Annotated in this window: 17 protein-coding genes; 5 read left to right on the top strand and 12 right to left on the bottom strand. The window is 61.5% G+C overall.

Annotation, left to right across the window (positions count from 1 at the left end):
- Positions 1-48: 48 nt before the first annotated feature.
- Entirely contained in the window at positions 49-1935 is a 1887-nt protein-coding gene (locus KGA83_RS21740) for a TonB-dependent receptor domain-containing protein (protein ID WP_223530873.1), read from the top strand.
- 137 nt (positions 1936-2072) lie between these two features.
- Here KGA83_RS21740 and KGA83_RS21735 read toward each other — a convergent pair whose 3' ends face one another.
- From KGA83_RS21735 to nrdR, 11 genes are all read right to left on the bottom strand, one after another.
- Positions 2073-2873, bottom strand: a complete 801-nt coding sequence (locus tag KGA83_RS21735; protein ID WP_223530871.1) for a cobalamin-binding protein — start codon at positions 2871-2873, stop codon at positions 2073-2075.
- Complete coding sequence (locus tag KGA83_RS21730) at positions 2873-3292, bottom strand: MFS transporter (RefSeq protein ID WP_223530870.1); 420 nt, start codon at positions 3290-3292, stop codon at positions 2873-2875. The genes KGA83_RS21735 and KGA83_RS21730 overlap by 1 nt, the downstream gene beginning before the upstream one ends.
- Entirely contained in the window at positions 3289-3906 is a 618-nt protein-coding gene (gene ribA / locus KGA83_RS21725) for a GTP cyclohydrolase II (protein ID WP_007984463.1), read from the bottom strand. The genes KGA83_RS21730 and ribA overlap by 4 nt, the downstream gene beginning before the upstream one ends.
- A 247-nt stretch (positions 3907-4153) precedes the next feature.
- Complete coding sequence (locus KGA83_RS21720) at positions 4154-4657, bottom strand: phosphatidylglycerophosphatase A (protein ID WP_223530868.1); 504 nt, start codon at positions 4655-4657, stop codon at positions 4154-4156.
- Positions 4654-5619, bottom strand: coding sequence for a thiamine-phosphate kinase (gene thiL / locus KGA83_RS21715; RefSeq protein WP_108216300.1), 966 nt, complete (start codon positions 5617-5619; stop codon positions 4654-4656). Before thiL ends, KGA83_RS21720 begins: the two co-directional genes overlap by 4 nt.
- 28 nt (positions 5620-5647) lie before the next feature.
- Positions 5648-6148, bottom strand: coding sequence for a transcription antitermination factor NusB (gene nusB, locus KGA83_RS21710; protein ID WP_108216299.1), 501 nt, complete (start codon positions 6146-6148; stop codon positions 5648-5650).
- Positions 6145-6621, bottom strand: coding sequence for a 6,7-dimethyl-8-ribityllumazine synthase (gene ribE, locus KGA83_RS21705; protein ID WP_003228649.1), 477 nt, complete (start codon positions 6619-6621; stop codon positions 6145-6147). Before ribE ends, nusB begins: the two co-directional genes overlap by 4 nt.
- A gap of 91 nt (positions 6622-6712) precedes the next feature.
- Positions 6713-7804, bottom strand: coding sequence for a bifunctional 3,4-dihydroxy-2-butanone-4-phosphate synthase/GTP cyclohydrolase II (gene ribBA / locus KGA83_RS21700; protein WP_223530866.1), 1092 nt, complete (start codon positions 7802-7804; stop codon positions 6713-6715).
- Positions 7805-7820: 16 nt separating this feature from the next.
- Positions 7821-8486: a riboflavin synthase gene (locus KGA83_RS21695; RefSeq protein WP_008059524.1), complete on the bottom strand. Its 666-nt coding sequence runs from the start codon at positions 8484-8486 to the stop codon at positions 7821-7823.
- Positions 8487-8533: 47 nt separating this feature from the next.
- Entirely contained in the window at positions 8534-9667 is a 1134-nt protein-coding gene (ribD, locus tag KGA83_RS21690; RefSeq protein WP_223530864.1) for a bifunctional diaminohydroxyphosphoribosylaminopyrimidine deaminase/5-amino-6-(5-phosphoribosylamino)uracil reductase RibD, read from the bottom strand.
- Complete coding sequence (gene nrdR, locus KGA83_RS21685) at positions 9664-10128, bottom strand: transcriptional regulator NrdR (protein ID WP_003228656.1); 465 nt, start codon at positions 10126-10128, stop codon at positions 9664-9666. The genes ribD and nrdR overlap by 4 nt, the downstream gene beginning before the upstream one ends.
- A gap of 127 nt (positions 10129-10255) precedes the next feature.
- On the opposite strand from nrdR, the gene KGA83_RS21680 reads away from it, so the two are divergent.
- The 3 genes from KGA83_RS21680 to trxA are packed head-to-tail and all read left to right on the top strand — an operon-like array spanning position 10256 to position 12285.
- Positions 10256-10720, top strand: coding sequence for a YbaY family lipoprotein (locus KGA83_RS21680; protein ID WP_108216297.1), 465 nt, complete (start codon positions 10256-10258; stop codon positions 10718-10720).
- Positions 10717-11373, top strand: a complete 657-nt coding sequence (locus tag KGA83_RS21675) for a class I SAM-dependent methyltransferase (RefSeq protein WP_108216296.1) — start codon at positions 10717-10719, stop codon at positions 11371-11373. The genes KGA83_RS21680 and KGA83_RS21675 overlap by 4 nt, the downstream gene beginning before the upstream one ends.
- Positions 11374-11412: 39 nt before the next feature.
- Complete coding sequence (gene trxA / locus KGA83_RS21670; RefSeq protein WP_108216295.1) at positions 11413-12285, top strand: thioredoxin; 873 nt, start codon at positions 11413-11415, stop codon at positions 12283-12285.
- A 104-nt stretch (positions 12286-12389) separates the two neighbouring features.
- Here the strand turns inward: trxA and KGA83_RS21665 are convergent, their stop codons facing one another.
- On the bottom strand, positions 12390-12731 hold the full coding sequence (locus tag KGA83_RS21665) for a hypothetical protein (RefSeq protein ID WP_108216294.1): 342 nt from the start codon (positions 12729-12731) through the stop codon (positions 12390-12392).
- 135 nt (positions 12732-12866) lie between these two features.
- Here KGA83_RS21665 and KGA83_RS21660 point away from each other — a divergent pair, with 135 nt between their 5' ends.
- Positions 12867-13445: a DUF2796 domain-containing protein gene (locus KGA83_RS21660; RefSeq protein WP_223530862.1), complete on the top strand. Its 579-nt coding sequence runs from the start codon at positions 12867-12869 to the stop codon at positions 13443-13445.
- The last annotated feature ends 118 nt before the right edge of the window (positions 13446-13563 follow it).

The raw sequence follows: 13563 nt of genomic DNA, 5'->3' as shown, positions 1-13563 counted from the left end.
GGCAGCTCCTACGGGGAGTTGCGTCGCATCTGAAATCCCGGATCCTCCATGAAACTCTCTCCCTTCGCCCTGACGCTGACCCTGCTGCCGGCCGGTCAACTGCTGGCCGACACCTTCGAACGCGATCAGGCCCTGAAGCTGCCCGATGTGTTGATCAGCGCCAACCGCCAGGTCGAAGCGCGCAATGACAGCAGTGCCGCCAACACCGTGTTCACCCGCGCAGACATCGATCGCCTGCAACCCGATAGCGTCACCGACCTGCTGCGTCGCGTACCGGGCGTGCAAGTCGTGCAAACCGGCGGGCGCGGCAGCTTGCCGGGGGTTTACATTCGCGGCACCCAGTCGGCCCAGAGCCTGGTGCTGGTGGACGGTCAGCGCATCGGCAGTTCGACCTCCGGGGACAGCAACCTGCAACACATCAACATCGAGCAGGTCGAGCGCGTGGAAGTGCTGCGCGGCTCCCGCTCGGTGATTTATGGCAGCGATGCGATTGGCGGGGTGATCCAGATCTTCACCCGTCGTAGTGGCGAACAGGGCCTGCAACCTCGACTGCACATGGGCTTTGGCAGCAACCAGACTTGGGAGCGCAGCCTCGGCTTGTCCGGTGGCGATGCACACACCCGCTTCAACCTCGGCGCCAGCCTCGACGAAACCGCCGGGATCAATCGCACCCACGAGTCGTATCCCAGCGACGGCGACCATGACGAATACCGCAACAAATCCGTCAGCCTGAGCCTCAGCCATGCGCTGACCGATGACATCGAAATCGGCGCCAACGCGTTGGATAACCGCGGCAAAAGCGAGTTCGACAACCCGTTCGGGCGCTTCGACATGAATACGTTCGAGTCGGTCCAACAGCAGCCCTACAACGAATTCGATGTGAGCAGTGTCAGCAGTTACATAGACGCGCGCATCAATGATCTGTGGAAAACCCGCATCGAGTTCGGCCATAGCGAAAACCGCGAGAAGACCCTGGACAAGCTCAGCGATGAGCGCAGCGTGTTCAACACCTACCGCGATTCGGTGAACTGGCAGAACGACCTGACGCTCAACGAGCGCAACAGTTTGCTGCTCGGAGGTGACTGGTATGAAGACCGCATCAACAGCAGCACCGCATTCGATGAGGACAGTCGCTGGAACCGTGCGGCGTACATCCAGCACCGCTATCAGGCCGACAGCTTTTCCACGGAGTTGGGCCTGCGTCATGACGATAACCAGCAGTTCGGCAGCCAGAATACCTGGAGTGGCACCTTCACCCTGCCGCTGAACCCGGACAACGAAGTGCTGCTGACTTACAGCGAAGGCTTCCGCGCGCCGACGTTCAACGATCTGTATTACCCCGGCTTCAGCAACCCGGACCTGAAACCGGAGACGTCGAAAAGCTATGAACTGCAATGGCGCAGTCAATTGACCGAGGACAGTCGCCTGGAGACGTCGCTGTATCGCACCGACCTTGAAGACGCGATCATCTTCGGCAGCAACTTGCGCCCCGAGAACGTTGCTTCCGCGCGAATCAATGGTTTCGAAGCCGCACTGAAGCAGGAACTGTTTGGCTGGCAGAGCAACCTCGGCGTGGCGGTCATAGACCCACGTGACCGCGACACCGGCCATACCCTGGCCCGTCGCGCGCGGCGCACCTTGAGCCTGGACCTGGACCGACAGTTCGATCGCCTGGGCCTCGGCGCCAGTTGGCAGGCAGTCAGCAGCAGCTATGACGACCTGAACAATCAACAGCCGCTGGGCGGTTATGCCTTGTTGGGGCTGCGCAGCAGTTGGGCGCTCAATCGTGAAATCAGTCTGGAGCTGAAGGTCGATAACCTGCTGGACAAGGGTTACAGCCGGGCGTTGTACAGCCATCAAGGTAGCCAGTACGGGTATCGCGAGGAAGGTCGGGCGTGGATGTTCGGGGTGACCTGGACGCCTGAAATCCACTGAGATCAGTTGTAGGAGCTGCCGAAGGCTGCGATCTTTTGATCTTGCTCTTCAGTGGCTCAACATCTATCCAAATGTAAAATCAAAAGATCGCAGCCTTCGGCAGCTCCTACAGAGGTAGTGTGTCGGTACGCCGTAATTCAGCGCTCAGGGTCGATAAGTTGACACAGCTTTGCAGTTGCCTCAATCATCTGCCCACTCGGCCGCTCCAGGCCTTTGTCCGTCACCAATCGCAACTGTCCTTGTGCCACGGCCACCACCTGCGGCCAGGCTTTCCACGCATCGAGTTGCGCCTGATCGCTGGCCAGAATCACCTCGGGATTACGCTGCAATACGGCTTCCACACTGACCTGCGGTGCCGGCAGTTTCAGGTCGGCAAACACGTTTTGGGCACCGCAGACTTCCAGCGCATCGCTGATGATCTGCTCGCCACCGACGGTGTACAACGGCCGATCCCAGACCTGATAGAACACCCGTAACGGCTTGTCCCGTCGATAGCGCTGACGCAACTCATCCAGCCGCTGGCGTAAATCGCTGGCCAATGAAGTTCCGCGTTCGGGCCGTCCAAGCTGAGCGGCAATGGCCTCGATCTGTGCGGTGAGCTGGTCCAGGCTGTGGGGTTCGGCGACGAAGGTGGGAATATTCAGGCGCTTGAGCTGGTCACGCTGGGCCGGGCCGACACTACCGGGCCATTGCAGCAACAGGTCAGGTCTCAGGCTGAGCAGGCGCTCCATGTCCAACTGGCCATAGCGGCCAACGGAGGGCAGGTTCTTGAGTTCGGCAGGTCGTTCACCGGCGTCCAGCACACCGACCAGAAGGTCGGCGGAACCCAGTTCTACGACGATTTCAGAGAGCGATGGTGCAAGGCTGACAACCCGCTCGACTGCAATGGCCGTGCTGCTGGCGGCCAGCAGCGACACCGCCAGCCAGACCGCGCGCATCAACCGAGTTGACGCGGAATACGGTAGAGGTAGAACAGCACGGCGGTCGACAGCGCCAGCAGCATCAGCGGCACCGCTTCAAGACCGACGAACACCGCCAGGGCACCGATCCAGGCCGGCAGGCTGGCGGCAAGAAATGCCGTACGCCGCTTGGCCGACAGACTGATCCAGGCAGCAGGCTCATCCGAAGTGTCGAAGGCTTTCTGGGTGGCGATCAGCGCGTGTTTGTAGGCGCCGAAGAACCTCAGGCTGACAAACATCGAGGCGACTCCGGCGATGAACAACGGCATCGCCAGCACCGGCAGGATGGCTTCGCTCTGGCCGAACACCGCGTTGATCACAAACAGCGGCAACAAGGCCAGTGCCAGGTACTGCCACCAGTTGACAGACAGTCGCCGCCGCACCTGACCGCGGGTCACGCCCGGTCTACCTCGCCCTGATGCTCATTGCCCATCATGTGATCGAGCTTGCTGGCCTTGGTCGCCAGGTAGAGTCGGTTATGCGGGTTGTGGCCGGTGTGCAGCGGCACGCGCTCGGCGACCGCGATACCCATGTCGGTCAGGGCTTTGACCTTGCGCGGGTTGTTGGTCATCAGGCGCAATGACTTCACGCCCAGGTGCTCCAGCATCGGCAGGCACATGGCGTAGTCACGCTGATCGGCGGCAAAGCCAAGGCGCTCGTTGGCTTCGACGGTGTCGGCACCACCGTCCTGCAGCTCATAGGCGCGGATCTTGTTCAGCAGGCCAATGCCCCGGCCTTCCTGACGCAGGTAGAGCAAAACGCCGCGACCTTCACGGGCAATGGCCTGCAAGGCGGCCTCCAGTTGCGAGCCGCAGTCGCAACGCTGGCTGAACAAGGCATCGCCCGTCAGGCATTCGGAGTGCAGCCGGCCGAGTACCGGGGCACCGTCGGCGAATTCACCCAGGCTCAGCACAACGTGCTCGCGGCCGGTGGCTTCATCGAGAAAGCCGTGCATGGTGAATTGCGCAAAAGGCGTTGGCAGCTTGGAAGCGGCGACAAAAACGACAGGCACCGGTGTGCTCCTGATCTAAAGAGTCTGAAGATTCGCAGAGCCGGCATTGTAACAGCAGGTTCCGAGCGACGCTTAGGCTGAATTATCGGCGATAACTATCAAAAAGTTTGATATTCGCCCGCAAGACACTACCCCTGTGGGAGCGAGCTTGCTCGCGATAGCGGTGTATCGGCAGCGTATTCGTCAACTGAAAGTCCGCCATCGCGAGCAAGCTCGCTCCCACAGAGTGACGGCGGTGTCCCCCCGGTCAGGCGAAAAACCACACCAGCCCCTGCATCGCCAGCCAAGCGAACACCCCGGCCAGGACATCATCGAGCATGATCCCGACGCCGCCATGTACGTGCCGGTCAATCCAGCGAATCGGCCACGGCTTGAGGATGTCGAAGAAGCGGAACATCACGAAACCCACGAGCAACCATTGCCAACCTTCCGGCACCAGCCACAGGGTGATCCACATCCCGACCATTTCGTCCCAGACGATGCCTTCATGGTCGTGTACCCGTAAATCGTCGGCCACTTTGCCGCACAACCAGAAGCCGAACAACATGGTGATGCCCAGCATCAGCCAGTAACCCCAGTCGGGCAGCATTTGCCACAACGGGATAAAAGGCAGCGCAACCAACGACCCCCAAGTGCCAGGCGCCTTTGGCAAGGTGCCCGAGCCGAAGCCGAACGCCAAAAAATGCCACGGATTACGCCAGACCGATGGCGGTACGTTTTCCGCCGGGACCTGATTGGGATGATCTGTCACGGTGACTCCCGAAAATGTTGATAACCCCGGGTTTGCGGGGTGATGTCTTTGCCGTCGGCGTCCAGCAGCGTCACGCCCTGCCCCGTTACCACCCGCCCAATCACATGGATCGGCCAACCGTCGGCCAGCAATAGAGGCAACTCGACGGACGGTAAGGTGAAGGTCAGGACGTAATCGTCGCCGCCGCTCAGGGCCGCAACTTGTGCGCCCGCTTGACCGAGAAAGTCGAGCAGCGCTTTGGAGAGCGGCAGGCGATCTCGTTCGACTTGGATACCGACCTTTGAAGCCAGCGCGATATGCCCGCAATCAGCGAGCAAGCCATCGGAGATATCCATTGCCGAAGTGGCCTTGCCCCGCAGCGCCTGACCCAAGCCAAGCTGCGGTTGCGGCGACCAGTAATGCGCCAGCAATGGCTCGGCGATGCTCGCTTGGGCCGTGCGCTGGCCGAGCACCAATGGCAAGGCACCCGCAGCATTGCCCAGGTCGCCGCCGACACACAGCAGATCGCCCGGTTGCGCGCCACTGCGGGTTAGCGCCAGACCGGCCGGCACGCGCCCGAACACAGTCATGGTCATGCTTAACGGCCCACGGGTAGTATCGCCACCCACCAATGCCACACCGCAGCATTGCGCCATGGTGTTCAAACCACGGGCATAGGCCTGCAGCCAATCGGCAGTCACCGTAGGCAAGGTCAGGGCAAGGGTAAAGGCAACGGGGGTGGCGCCCATGGCCGCCAGGTCACTGACGGCCACGGCCAGCGAGCGCTGACCGAGCAGAAACGGATCGCAGGGATCGGCGAAGTGCACGCCGGCCACCAACGTATCGGTAGAGATCGCCATCTGTTCCCCTGGGGGAACAGTCAGCAAGGCGCAGTCATCGCCAATCCCGAGGGCAACGCCTTCGCCGCCCTGCGCACAAGGCGCGGCGGCGAAGAAATTGCGGATCAGCTCAAACTCGCCCATGGCTTCGTGTCGACATTCCAAGCGCCAATCAGCGCTTGAACGCCTTCACTTCAGCTTCACGCAGACGCGGGGCCAGCTTGTCGAGCACACCGTTGACGAACTTGTGGCCATCGGTGGAACCGAAGACCTTGGCCAGTTCGATACCTTCGTTGATCACAACGCGGTACGGCACGTCGGCGCGCTTGAGCAGTTCCCAGGTGGACAGGCGCAGAACCGCCAGTTCAACCGGGTCCAGCTCTTCGATGGTCAAGTCCAGGCATGGCGTGAGCGCGGTGTCGATTTCGCTCTTGAACTGCGGAACCCCGTGGAGGATTTCGCGGAAGTACGCGCCGTCGACATCGCTGAAATCGTTATCGACCCGGAACTGCGCTTCGATCTCGTTCAGCGACTGCTTGGCCATGTGCCATTGGTACAGCGCCTGGGTCGCGAGCTGACGGGCTTCGCGACGCTTGACGCTTTTCGATGGCTTGCCGGCATCCGCAGGCTTTGGATCGCGCGGGTTGAAACGATCGCTTTCGTCGCTAATCACTTGGCCTCCAACTGCGCCAGCAGGCTGACCATTTCCAGAGCGGACAGGGCAGCTTCAGCACCTTTATTACCGGCCTTGGTGCCGGAACGTTCGATGGCTTGCTCGATGGAGTCAACGGTCAGCACGCCGAATGCGACCGGAACGCCGAACTCCATGGACACCTGGGCCAGGCCCTTGGTGCATTCGCCAGCCACGTATTCGAAGTGCGGAGTGCCGCCACGAATGACCGCGCCCAGGGCGATGATTGCCGCGAACTCGCCTTTCTGGGCGACTTTCTGCGCAACCAGCGGAATTTCGAAGGCGCCAGGTGCGCGGATGATGGTGATGTCGCTTTCGCTCACGCCGTGGCGAACCAGGGCATCAACTGCACCGCTGACCAGGCTTTCAACGACGAAGCTGTTGAAACGGCCCACTACCAAAGCGTAGCGGCCTTTAGGGGCGATGAAGGTACCTTCGATGGTCTTCAGGGTCATTCGATAGATCTCTTAAAGAGCCGGGACGCGTCTCGTACGCGTCCCTCGGTGATATTTGAACCGCGAATTCAGGGCCGGCAACAGCCGGTCATTATTCGGAGGGCACGTATTCTACAACTTCCAGATCGAAACCGGATATCGCATTAAATTTCATCGGCGCCGACATCAGGCGCATTTTGCGTACGCCCAGGTCACGCAGGATCTGCGAACCGGCACCGACAATGCTATAGGTGGTCGGCTTTTTCACGGCGGCGTGGTCGGCGGTTTCGCGGATGTGCGCCAGCAACACGTCGCCATCGAGCGGGTGACCCAGCAACAGCACCACACCACTGCCAGCCTCGGCAACCGCAGCCATGGCGGCGCGCAGGCTCCAGCGGCCCGGTTGCTTGACCATCAGCAGGTCGCGCAGCGGGTCCATGTTATGCACGCGAACCAAGGTCGGTTCTTCGGCGCAGACATTGCCCAGGGTCAGTGCCATGTGCACGTCGCCTTCCACGGAATCACGGTAGGTCACCAGGTTGAATTGGCCCAGTTCGCTGTCCAGTGGCTGCTCGGCAATCCGCTGAACGGTACGTTCGTGGATCATCCGGTAGTGAATCAGGTCGGCGATGGTGCCGATCTTGATGTCGTGTTCGGTGGCAAAAGCTTCCAGTTCGGCGCGACGGGACATGGTGCCGTCGTCGTTCATCACTTCGCAGATCACCCCGCTCGGCTCGAAACCGGCCATGCGCGCCAGGTCGCAGGCGGCTTCGGTGTGGCCGGCGCGGGCCAGCGTACCGCCGGCCTGGGCCATCAGCGGGAAGATGTGGCCGGGGCTGACGATGTCTTCAGCCTTGGCATCACGGGCGGCGGCAGCCTGCACGGTGCGCGCACGGTCGGCGGCGGAAATGCCGGTGGTCACGCCAGTGGCCGCTTCGATCGATACGGTGAACTTGGTGCCGAAACCGGAACCGTTGCGCGGCGCCATCAACGGCAGCTTGAGCAGTTCGCAACGCTCGCGGCTCATCGGCATGCAGATCAGGCCACGGGCGTGCTTGGCCATGAAGTTGATGTGCTCGGGCTTGCAGCACTCGGCGGCCATGATCAGGTCGCCTTCGTTCTCGCGGTCTTCGTCATCCATGAGGATGACCATCTTGCCTTGGCGGATGTCTTCAACCAGTTCTTCGATGCTATTGAGCGCCACAAGGCACCCCCTTGAGTCAGGATTTGAGATAGCCGTTGGCGGCCAGAAAGCTTTCGGTGATGGTGCTGCCCGCAGTCGGTTCTGCAGCCTTGTCGCCCAGCAACAGACGCTCCAGATAACGGGCCAGCAAGTCGACTTCCAGATTCACCCGGCGACCCGGCTGGTACGACGCCATGATGGTTTCGCTCAGGGTGTGCGGAATGATGGTCAGCAGGAACTCGGCTCCATCGACCGCGTTCACAGTGAGGCTGGTGCCGTCGACGGTGATCGAGCCTTTATGGGCGATGTACTTGGCAAGTTCTTTCGGCGCACGGATGCGGAATTCCACGGCGCGCGCGTTTTCGGTACGGGCAACCACTTCGCCCACGCCGTCGACGTGACCGCTGACCAGATGCCCGCCGAGGCGAGTGGTCGGGGTCAGGGCTTTCTCCAGGTTGACCGGGCTGCCGCTCTTCAGGTCGTTCATGGCAGTGCAGTCGAGAGTTTCGCGACTGACATCGGCTGCGAAGCCGTTGCCCGGCAACTCAACGGCGGTCAGGCACACGCCGTTGACCGCGATGCTGTCGCCCAGTTTGACGTCGCTCAGGTCGAGCTTGCCGGTTTCGACGTGTACCCGCACATCACCGCCCTTTGGGGTCAATGCACGAATACTGCCGATGGATTCGATGATGCCGGTAAACATGAGGTTCTCCTCGAGAACAAGGCCAAAGCTTGCACGATGGCCGCAAATTATACGCTTGCTGCTGGCAAGGGAATGGCAGTGACTCGCCAATCATCGCCAACTGCACGAATTTCGGTGATTTTGAGTTCCGGCGCATCCTTCATTTGCGCGAGCGGCCAGTCCAGCAGCGGCTGCGCCGAGGAACCCAAAAACTTGCCGGCGATGAAAATCTGGAACTCGTCCACCAAACCCAACTGGGCAAAGGCACCCGCCAGACGCGGACCGGCTTCGACCAACACCTCGTTGACGCCACGGCTGGCGAGTTCGACCAGCAGCTGACGCAAATCGACCTGGCCGTCATAGCCCGGCACGATCAGGCATTCCGGACCGTTGGCATATTGCTCTTCCACCGCCACGCAGGTGGCGACCAGCGCCGGGCCGACCTTGAAGAACGGTGCATCCAGCGGTACCCGCAGGCGACCGTCGATCAGCACTCGAAGCGGGGGACGACTCATGGCCAGTGCGGTTTGCTCGGCATCGAGCCCCAATTCATCGGCGCGCACGGTCAACCGCGCGTTGTCCGCCAGCACCGTATCGGCGCCGGTCAATACCACACTGGCTTGCGCGCGCAGACGCTGAACGGCCGAGCGCGCCGCCGGGCCAGTGATCCACTGGCTTTCGCCGCTTTCCATCGCCGTGCGCCCGTCCAGGCTCATCGCCAATTTGACCCGCACGAACGGCAAGCCGTGTTCCATGCGCTTGAGGAAACCTTGATTGAGCTTTCGCGCTTCACCCTCCAGCACACCACTTTCGGTAGCGATGCCCGCCTGGGCCAGGCGCTGCAGACCGCGACCGGCGACTTCCGGGTTCGGGTCCTGCATCGCCGCGACCACCCGCGCCACACCGGCATTCAGCAGCGCATCGGCACAGGGCGGCGTACGGCCGTGATGGCTGCACGGCTCAAGCGTGACATAGGCAGTAGCGCCACGGGCCAACTCACCGGCCGCGCGCAGGGCGTGGACTTCGGCATGGGGTTCACCGGCGCGCTCATGCCAGCCCTCGCCGACAATCTGCCCACCTTGCACGATCACGCAGCCGACCCGCGGATTGGGGTGCGTCGTGTAATGGCCCTTGCGCGCCAGTTCCAGGGCACGGGCCATGTAGTGGGCATCGAGGATGGCAAGTTCTGCGGGCGTGTTCATTCTTTCACCGGTTCACGGGCCAGGCGATCGATCTCTTCGCGGAACTCGTTGAGGTCCTGGAAGCGGCGATATACCGAAGCGAAGCGGATGTAGGCGACTTCGTCGAGTTTCTGCAACTCGGCCATCACCAGCTCGCCGACCACGAGGGATTTGACCTCGCGTTCGCCGGTCGCGCGCAGTTTGTGTTTGATGTGCACCAGCGACGATTCGAGGCGCTCGACGCTCACCGGGCGCTTTTCCAGCGCACGCTGCATGCCGGCGCGGAGTTTTTCTTCGTCGAACGGCTGGCGACTGCCGTCGGTTTTAATCAGGCGCGGCAACACCAGTTCAGCCGTCTCGAACGTCGTGAAACGCTCGCCGCAGGCCAGGCATTCACGCCGGCGGCGCACCTGTTCGCCCTCGGCGACCAGACGCGAGTCGATGACCTTGGTGTCGTTGGCACCGCAGAAGGGACAGTGCATGGTGGCAGGCAACAAAAAAAGGGAGGGCCATGGTAGCGCATCCCCGTGGCAAGACAAGCCATAGGGTTTGCGGTATACAGACGGGATGATCACTTGATCCATGGAATTCAGCTTTATGGAGCCACCAATGTCGTTACGTCCGCTCATTTTGCTCAGTGTTTTCAGCCTGCTGGTGGCTTGCGGCAGCGATGCACCCAAGCCCCAGCCGCCAACGCCGGGCCCGGCGCCGCAGCAAGCGCAGAAAAAGGCCCGGGAGGCCGCCGAACTTGGCCCGCTGCCCGCGTATCAGCGCGAATTGAGCGGCACGTTGCAAGGTGTACCGGCCGGCGCCGAGGTCGAGCTGGCGCTGTTGGTGATCGACGATAAAGACCGTCCGCAACAATTACTCGCCAGTTCCAGCCTGATCGGCAACAACCAGGTGTTGCCGTTTCACCTGCGCTTCAACCCGGATGCCTTTCCGGTCGGCGCCCGCGTTGAACTGCGAGGCCGCGCCAGCCAGTCCGGGCAGTTGATCCTGCACTTGCCGTCGCAGCTGATTACCCAGCCGACCACCCAGGCCCTGGGCCAACTGCAATTCGTCAAAGCCCCATGAGTGCACCGCTCGACCTGCAACGGGCCTTGGCTGAATTGCTTGGTGATGCGCAACTGGTAGCCTGTCCGTTGCCGGAAACCGACTTGCAGCTATGGCTGATCGACGGCGATAACATGGACCGCGCGTTCAGCCCGGAAGAAACCCGGCGCATCCTGCATGAGCCGCCGTATTGGAGTTTCTGCTGGGCCAGCGGCCTCGCCGTGGCCCGTTATCTGGCCGCAAACCCGCATTGGGTCGAAGGCAAGCGGGTACTGGATTTCGGTGCCGGTTCCGGGGTGGCAGGGATTGCCGCGGCCAAGGCCGGCGCGCTGGAAGTGCTGGCCTGCGACCTTGACCCGCTGGCGATTGCCGCGTGCCGGGCCAATGCCGAGCTCAATGACGTACAGCTTGATTACTCGACGGATTTTTTCGCCGAAGCCGATCGCTTCGATCTGATCCTGGTGGCGGATGTGCTGTACGACCGGGCCAACCTGCCACTGCTCGACCAGTTCCTCAGCCGCGGCCGAGAGGCGCTGGTGGCGGATTCCCGAGTGCGGGATTTTCGCCATCCGTTGTACCGGCGCATCGAAATGCTCGAAGCCATGACCCTGCCGGATCTGGCCGAGCCCCACGAGTTTCGGCATGTGAGCCTCTACCATGCCGCCCGCGCCTGACCGTATAGTTGCCCCATTCACGCTTTTACGAGATCCCCCATGAGTCAGCAAACGCCGTACATCTTCGACGCCACGACTGCCGATTTCGACCAGTCGGTGATCGAGAACTCTTTCCACAAACCGGTGCTGGTGGATTTCTGGGCCGAATGGTGCGCGCCCTGCAAGGTGCTGATGCCCATGTTGCAGAGCATTGCCGAGAGCTACCAGGGCGAATTGCTGCTGGCCAAGGTCAACTGTGACATCGAGCAAGACATCGTCGCCCGCTTCGGCATCCGCAGCTTGCCGACCGTGGTCCTGTTCAAGGACGGCCAGCCTGTCGACGGCTTTGCCGGTGCCCAGCCGGAATCCGCCGTCCGCGCCCTGCTCGAACCCCATGTGCAAATGCCGCCACCGGCCGCTGCCGATCCGTTCGAACAGGCCCAGGCGCTGTTCGACGACAGCCGCTTTGCCGATGCCGAAGCCCTGCTCAAAGTACTGCTGGGTGAAGACAACACCAACGCCAAGGCACTGATCCTGTACGCCCGCTGCCTGACCGAGCGCGGTGAACTGGGCGAAGCGCAAACCGTGCTGGATGCGGTCAAGAGCGACGAGCACAAGGCTGCGCTGGCCGGCGCCAAGGCACAGATCAAGTTTCTTGGTTTAGCCAAGGACTTGCCGGATGCCGCCGACCTGAAGGCCCGACTGGCGAAAGACCCGCTGGACGATGAGGCGGTCTATCAACTGGCGATCCAGCAACTGGCCCGTCAGCAGTACGACGCCGCGCTGGACGCATTGCTCAAGTTGTTCATCCGCAACCGCAGCTACAGCGAAGGCTTGCCGCACAAAACCTTGCTGCAGGTGTTCGAGTTGCTGGGCAATGACCACCCGCTGGTCAGCACGTACCGCCGCAAATTGTTTGCCGCCCTGTACTGATCACGACCTTGTAGGAGCGAGCTTGCTCGCGATGGACGTCAACGATGACGAGGGCTGCCTGCATGGCCGAAGCGCCCTGACGCTTTTCGCGAGCAAGCTCGCTCCTACAACAACCAGCTGTAGAGCGGCGTATCCCCGCCGCTTTCCACCTTCACATCCGGACTGTGGCGCAAACGAACCAGCAGGCGCTTGCCCGCCGCCGCACTGCCGGTCAATCCTTCCAGCTGATCGAGCAGATCCGGTCCGCTGAGCTGCCCGGCCTTGCGCAGCAAATCCCTGGCGATCTGCCACAGCGCATCATCCTGATTCAGCGGTTTGGCCGCTGGCGCGCTGACCTCGGATTTTTCCACTTGCAACTGCGCTCCTAGTCGCGCCCAGTCCGCGTCGTCCATCTCCAGGGTCAGATCCACCGGCCAGTCGCCGATGCTTCCGCGAATTCGCAACATAGGTCTGCTCCCGCACTTTTCTTCCCTGCATGCTCCCATGGGACTTGTGCAACGCCAAGCAGGCAGTCAAACTCTCCATACTTACGTTATAAGATTACATAACATTTTCTTCATTTTACTTTTCGGAGACTCGCCATGCGTCGTCTGCTTCTCGCCCTGCCGTTTGCCATGTTGCCGCTGGCTGTCGCCCACGCCGCCGACGAACACGATCATGAGCATGGCAGCCTGGGCGCCCACGAACATGGCGTTGGACGCCTGAACGCCGGGCTGGACGGGCAGACCCTGGAGCTGGAACTGGAAAGCCCGGCCATGAACCTGGTGGGTTTCGAGCACATCGCCACCAGCGATGCAGACAAGGCCAAAGTTGCCGCCGTCCGTGCTCGGCTTGAGCAACCACTGGGCTTGTTCAACCTGCCAAAAGCCGCCGGATGCGTGGTGGAAAACCAGGAACTGGAAAGCCCTCTGTTCGGTGATAAGCCAGAAGCCGATGAAGATCACGATGAGGACGCCCAGGACGAGCACCACCACGACCACAGCGAAATCCACGCCCACTACCAATTCACCTGCGCCACACCGGGCGCGCTGAAGACCCTGGACCTGGCGAACATTTTCAACACATTCCCGGCGACCCTGAAAATTCAGGTACAACTGATCGGCCCGAGCGGGCAGCAAGGGGTTGAAGTGACGGCCAAGGCTGCTGCGCTGAAATTCTGAATTCACCCCAGATCCCTTGTAGGAGCTGTCGAGTGAAACGAGGCTGCGATCTTTTGAATTTCAAGATCAAAAGATCGCAGCCAGCGGCAGCTCCTACAGGTCATCAATATTCTTGAAA

Origin of the sequence: Pseudomonas sp. GL-R-19, from assembly GCF_019956375.1 — a bacterium.
Classification (GTDB): domain Bacteria; phylum Pseudomonadota; class Gammaproteobacteria; order Pseudomonadales; family Pseudomonadaceae; genus Aquipseudomonas.
This window is presented reverse-complemented; position numbering and strand designations above follow the sequence as displayed.

Excerpts from the sequence above, each read along its gene's own strand:
- KGA83_RS21675 (WP_108216296.1), top strand. The coding sequence starts at position 10,717 with ATGAGTGCACCGCTCGACCTGCAACGGGCCTTGGCTGAATTGCTTGGT.
- KGA83_RS21660 (WP_223530862.1), top strand. The coding sequence starts at position 12,867 with ATGCGTCGTCTGCTTCTCGCCCTGCCGTTTGCCATGTTGCCGCTGGCT.
- ribE (WP_003228649.1), bottom strand. The coding sequence starts at position 6,621 with ATGACCCTGAAGACCATCGAAGGTACCTTCATCGCCCCTAAAGGCCGC.
- KGA83_RS21680 (WP_108216297.1), top strand. The coding sequence starts at position 10,256 with ATGTCGTTACGTCCGCTCATTTTGCTCAGTGTTTTCAGCCTGCTGGTG.
- KGA83_RS21695 (WP_008059524.1), bottom strand. The coding sequence starts at position 8,486 with ATGTTTACCGGCATCATCGAATCCATCGGCAGTATTCGTGCATTGACC.
- nrdR (WP_003228656.1), bottom strand. The coding sequence starts at position 10,128 with ATGCACTGTCCCTTCTGCGGTGCCAACGACACCAAGGTCATCGACTCG.
- ribD (WP_223530864.1), bottom strand. The coding sequence starts at position 9,667 with ATGAACACGCCCGCAGAACTTGCCATCCTCGATGCCCACTACATGGCC.
- thiL (WP_108216300.1), bottom strand. The coding sequence starts at position 5,619 with ATGGGCGAGTTTGAGCTGATCCGCAATTTCTTCGCCGCCGCGCCTTGT.
- trxA (WP_108216295.1), top strand. The coding sequence starts at position 11,413 with ATGAGTCAGCAAACGCCGTACATCTTCGACGCCACGACTGCCGATTTC.
- KGA83_RS21665 (WP_108216294.1), bottom strand. The coding sequence starts at position 12,731 with ATGTTGCGAATTCGCGGAAGCATCGGCGACTGGCCGGTGGATCTGACC.
- KGA83_RS21735 (WP_223530871.1), bottom strand. The coding sequence starts at position 2,873 with ATGCGCGCGGTCTGGCTGGCGGTGTCGCTGCTGGCCGCCAGCAGCACG.
- KGA83_RS21740 (WP_223530873.1), top strand. The coding sequence starts at position 49 with ATGAAACTCTCTCCCTTCGCCCTGACGCTGACCCTGCTGCCGGCCGGT.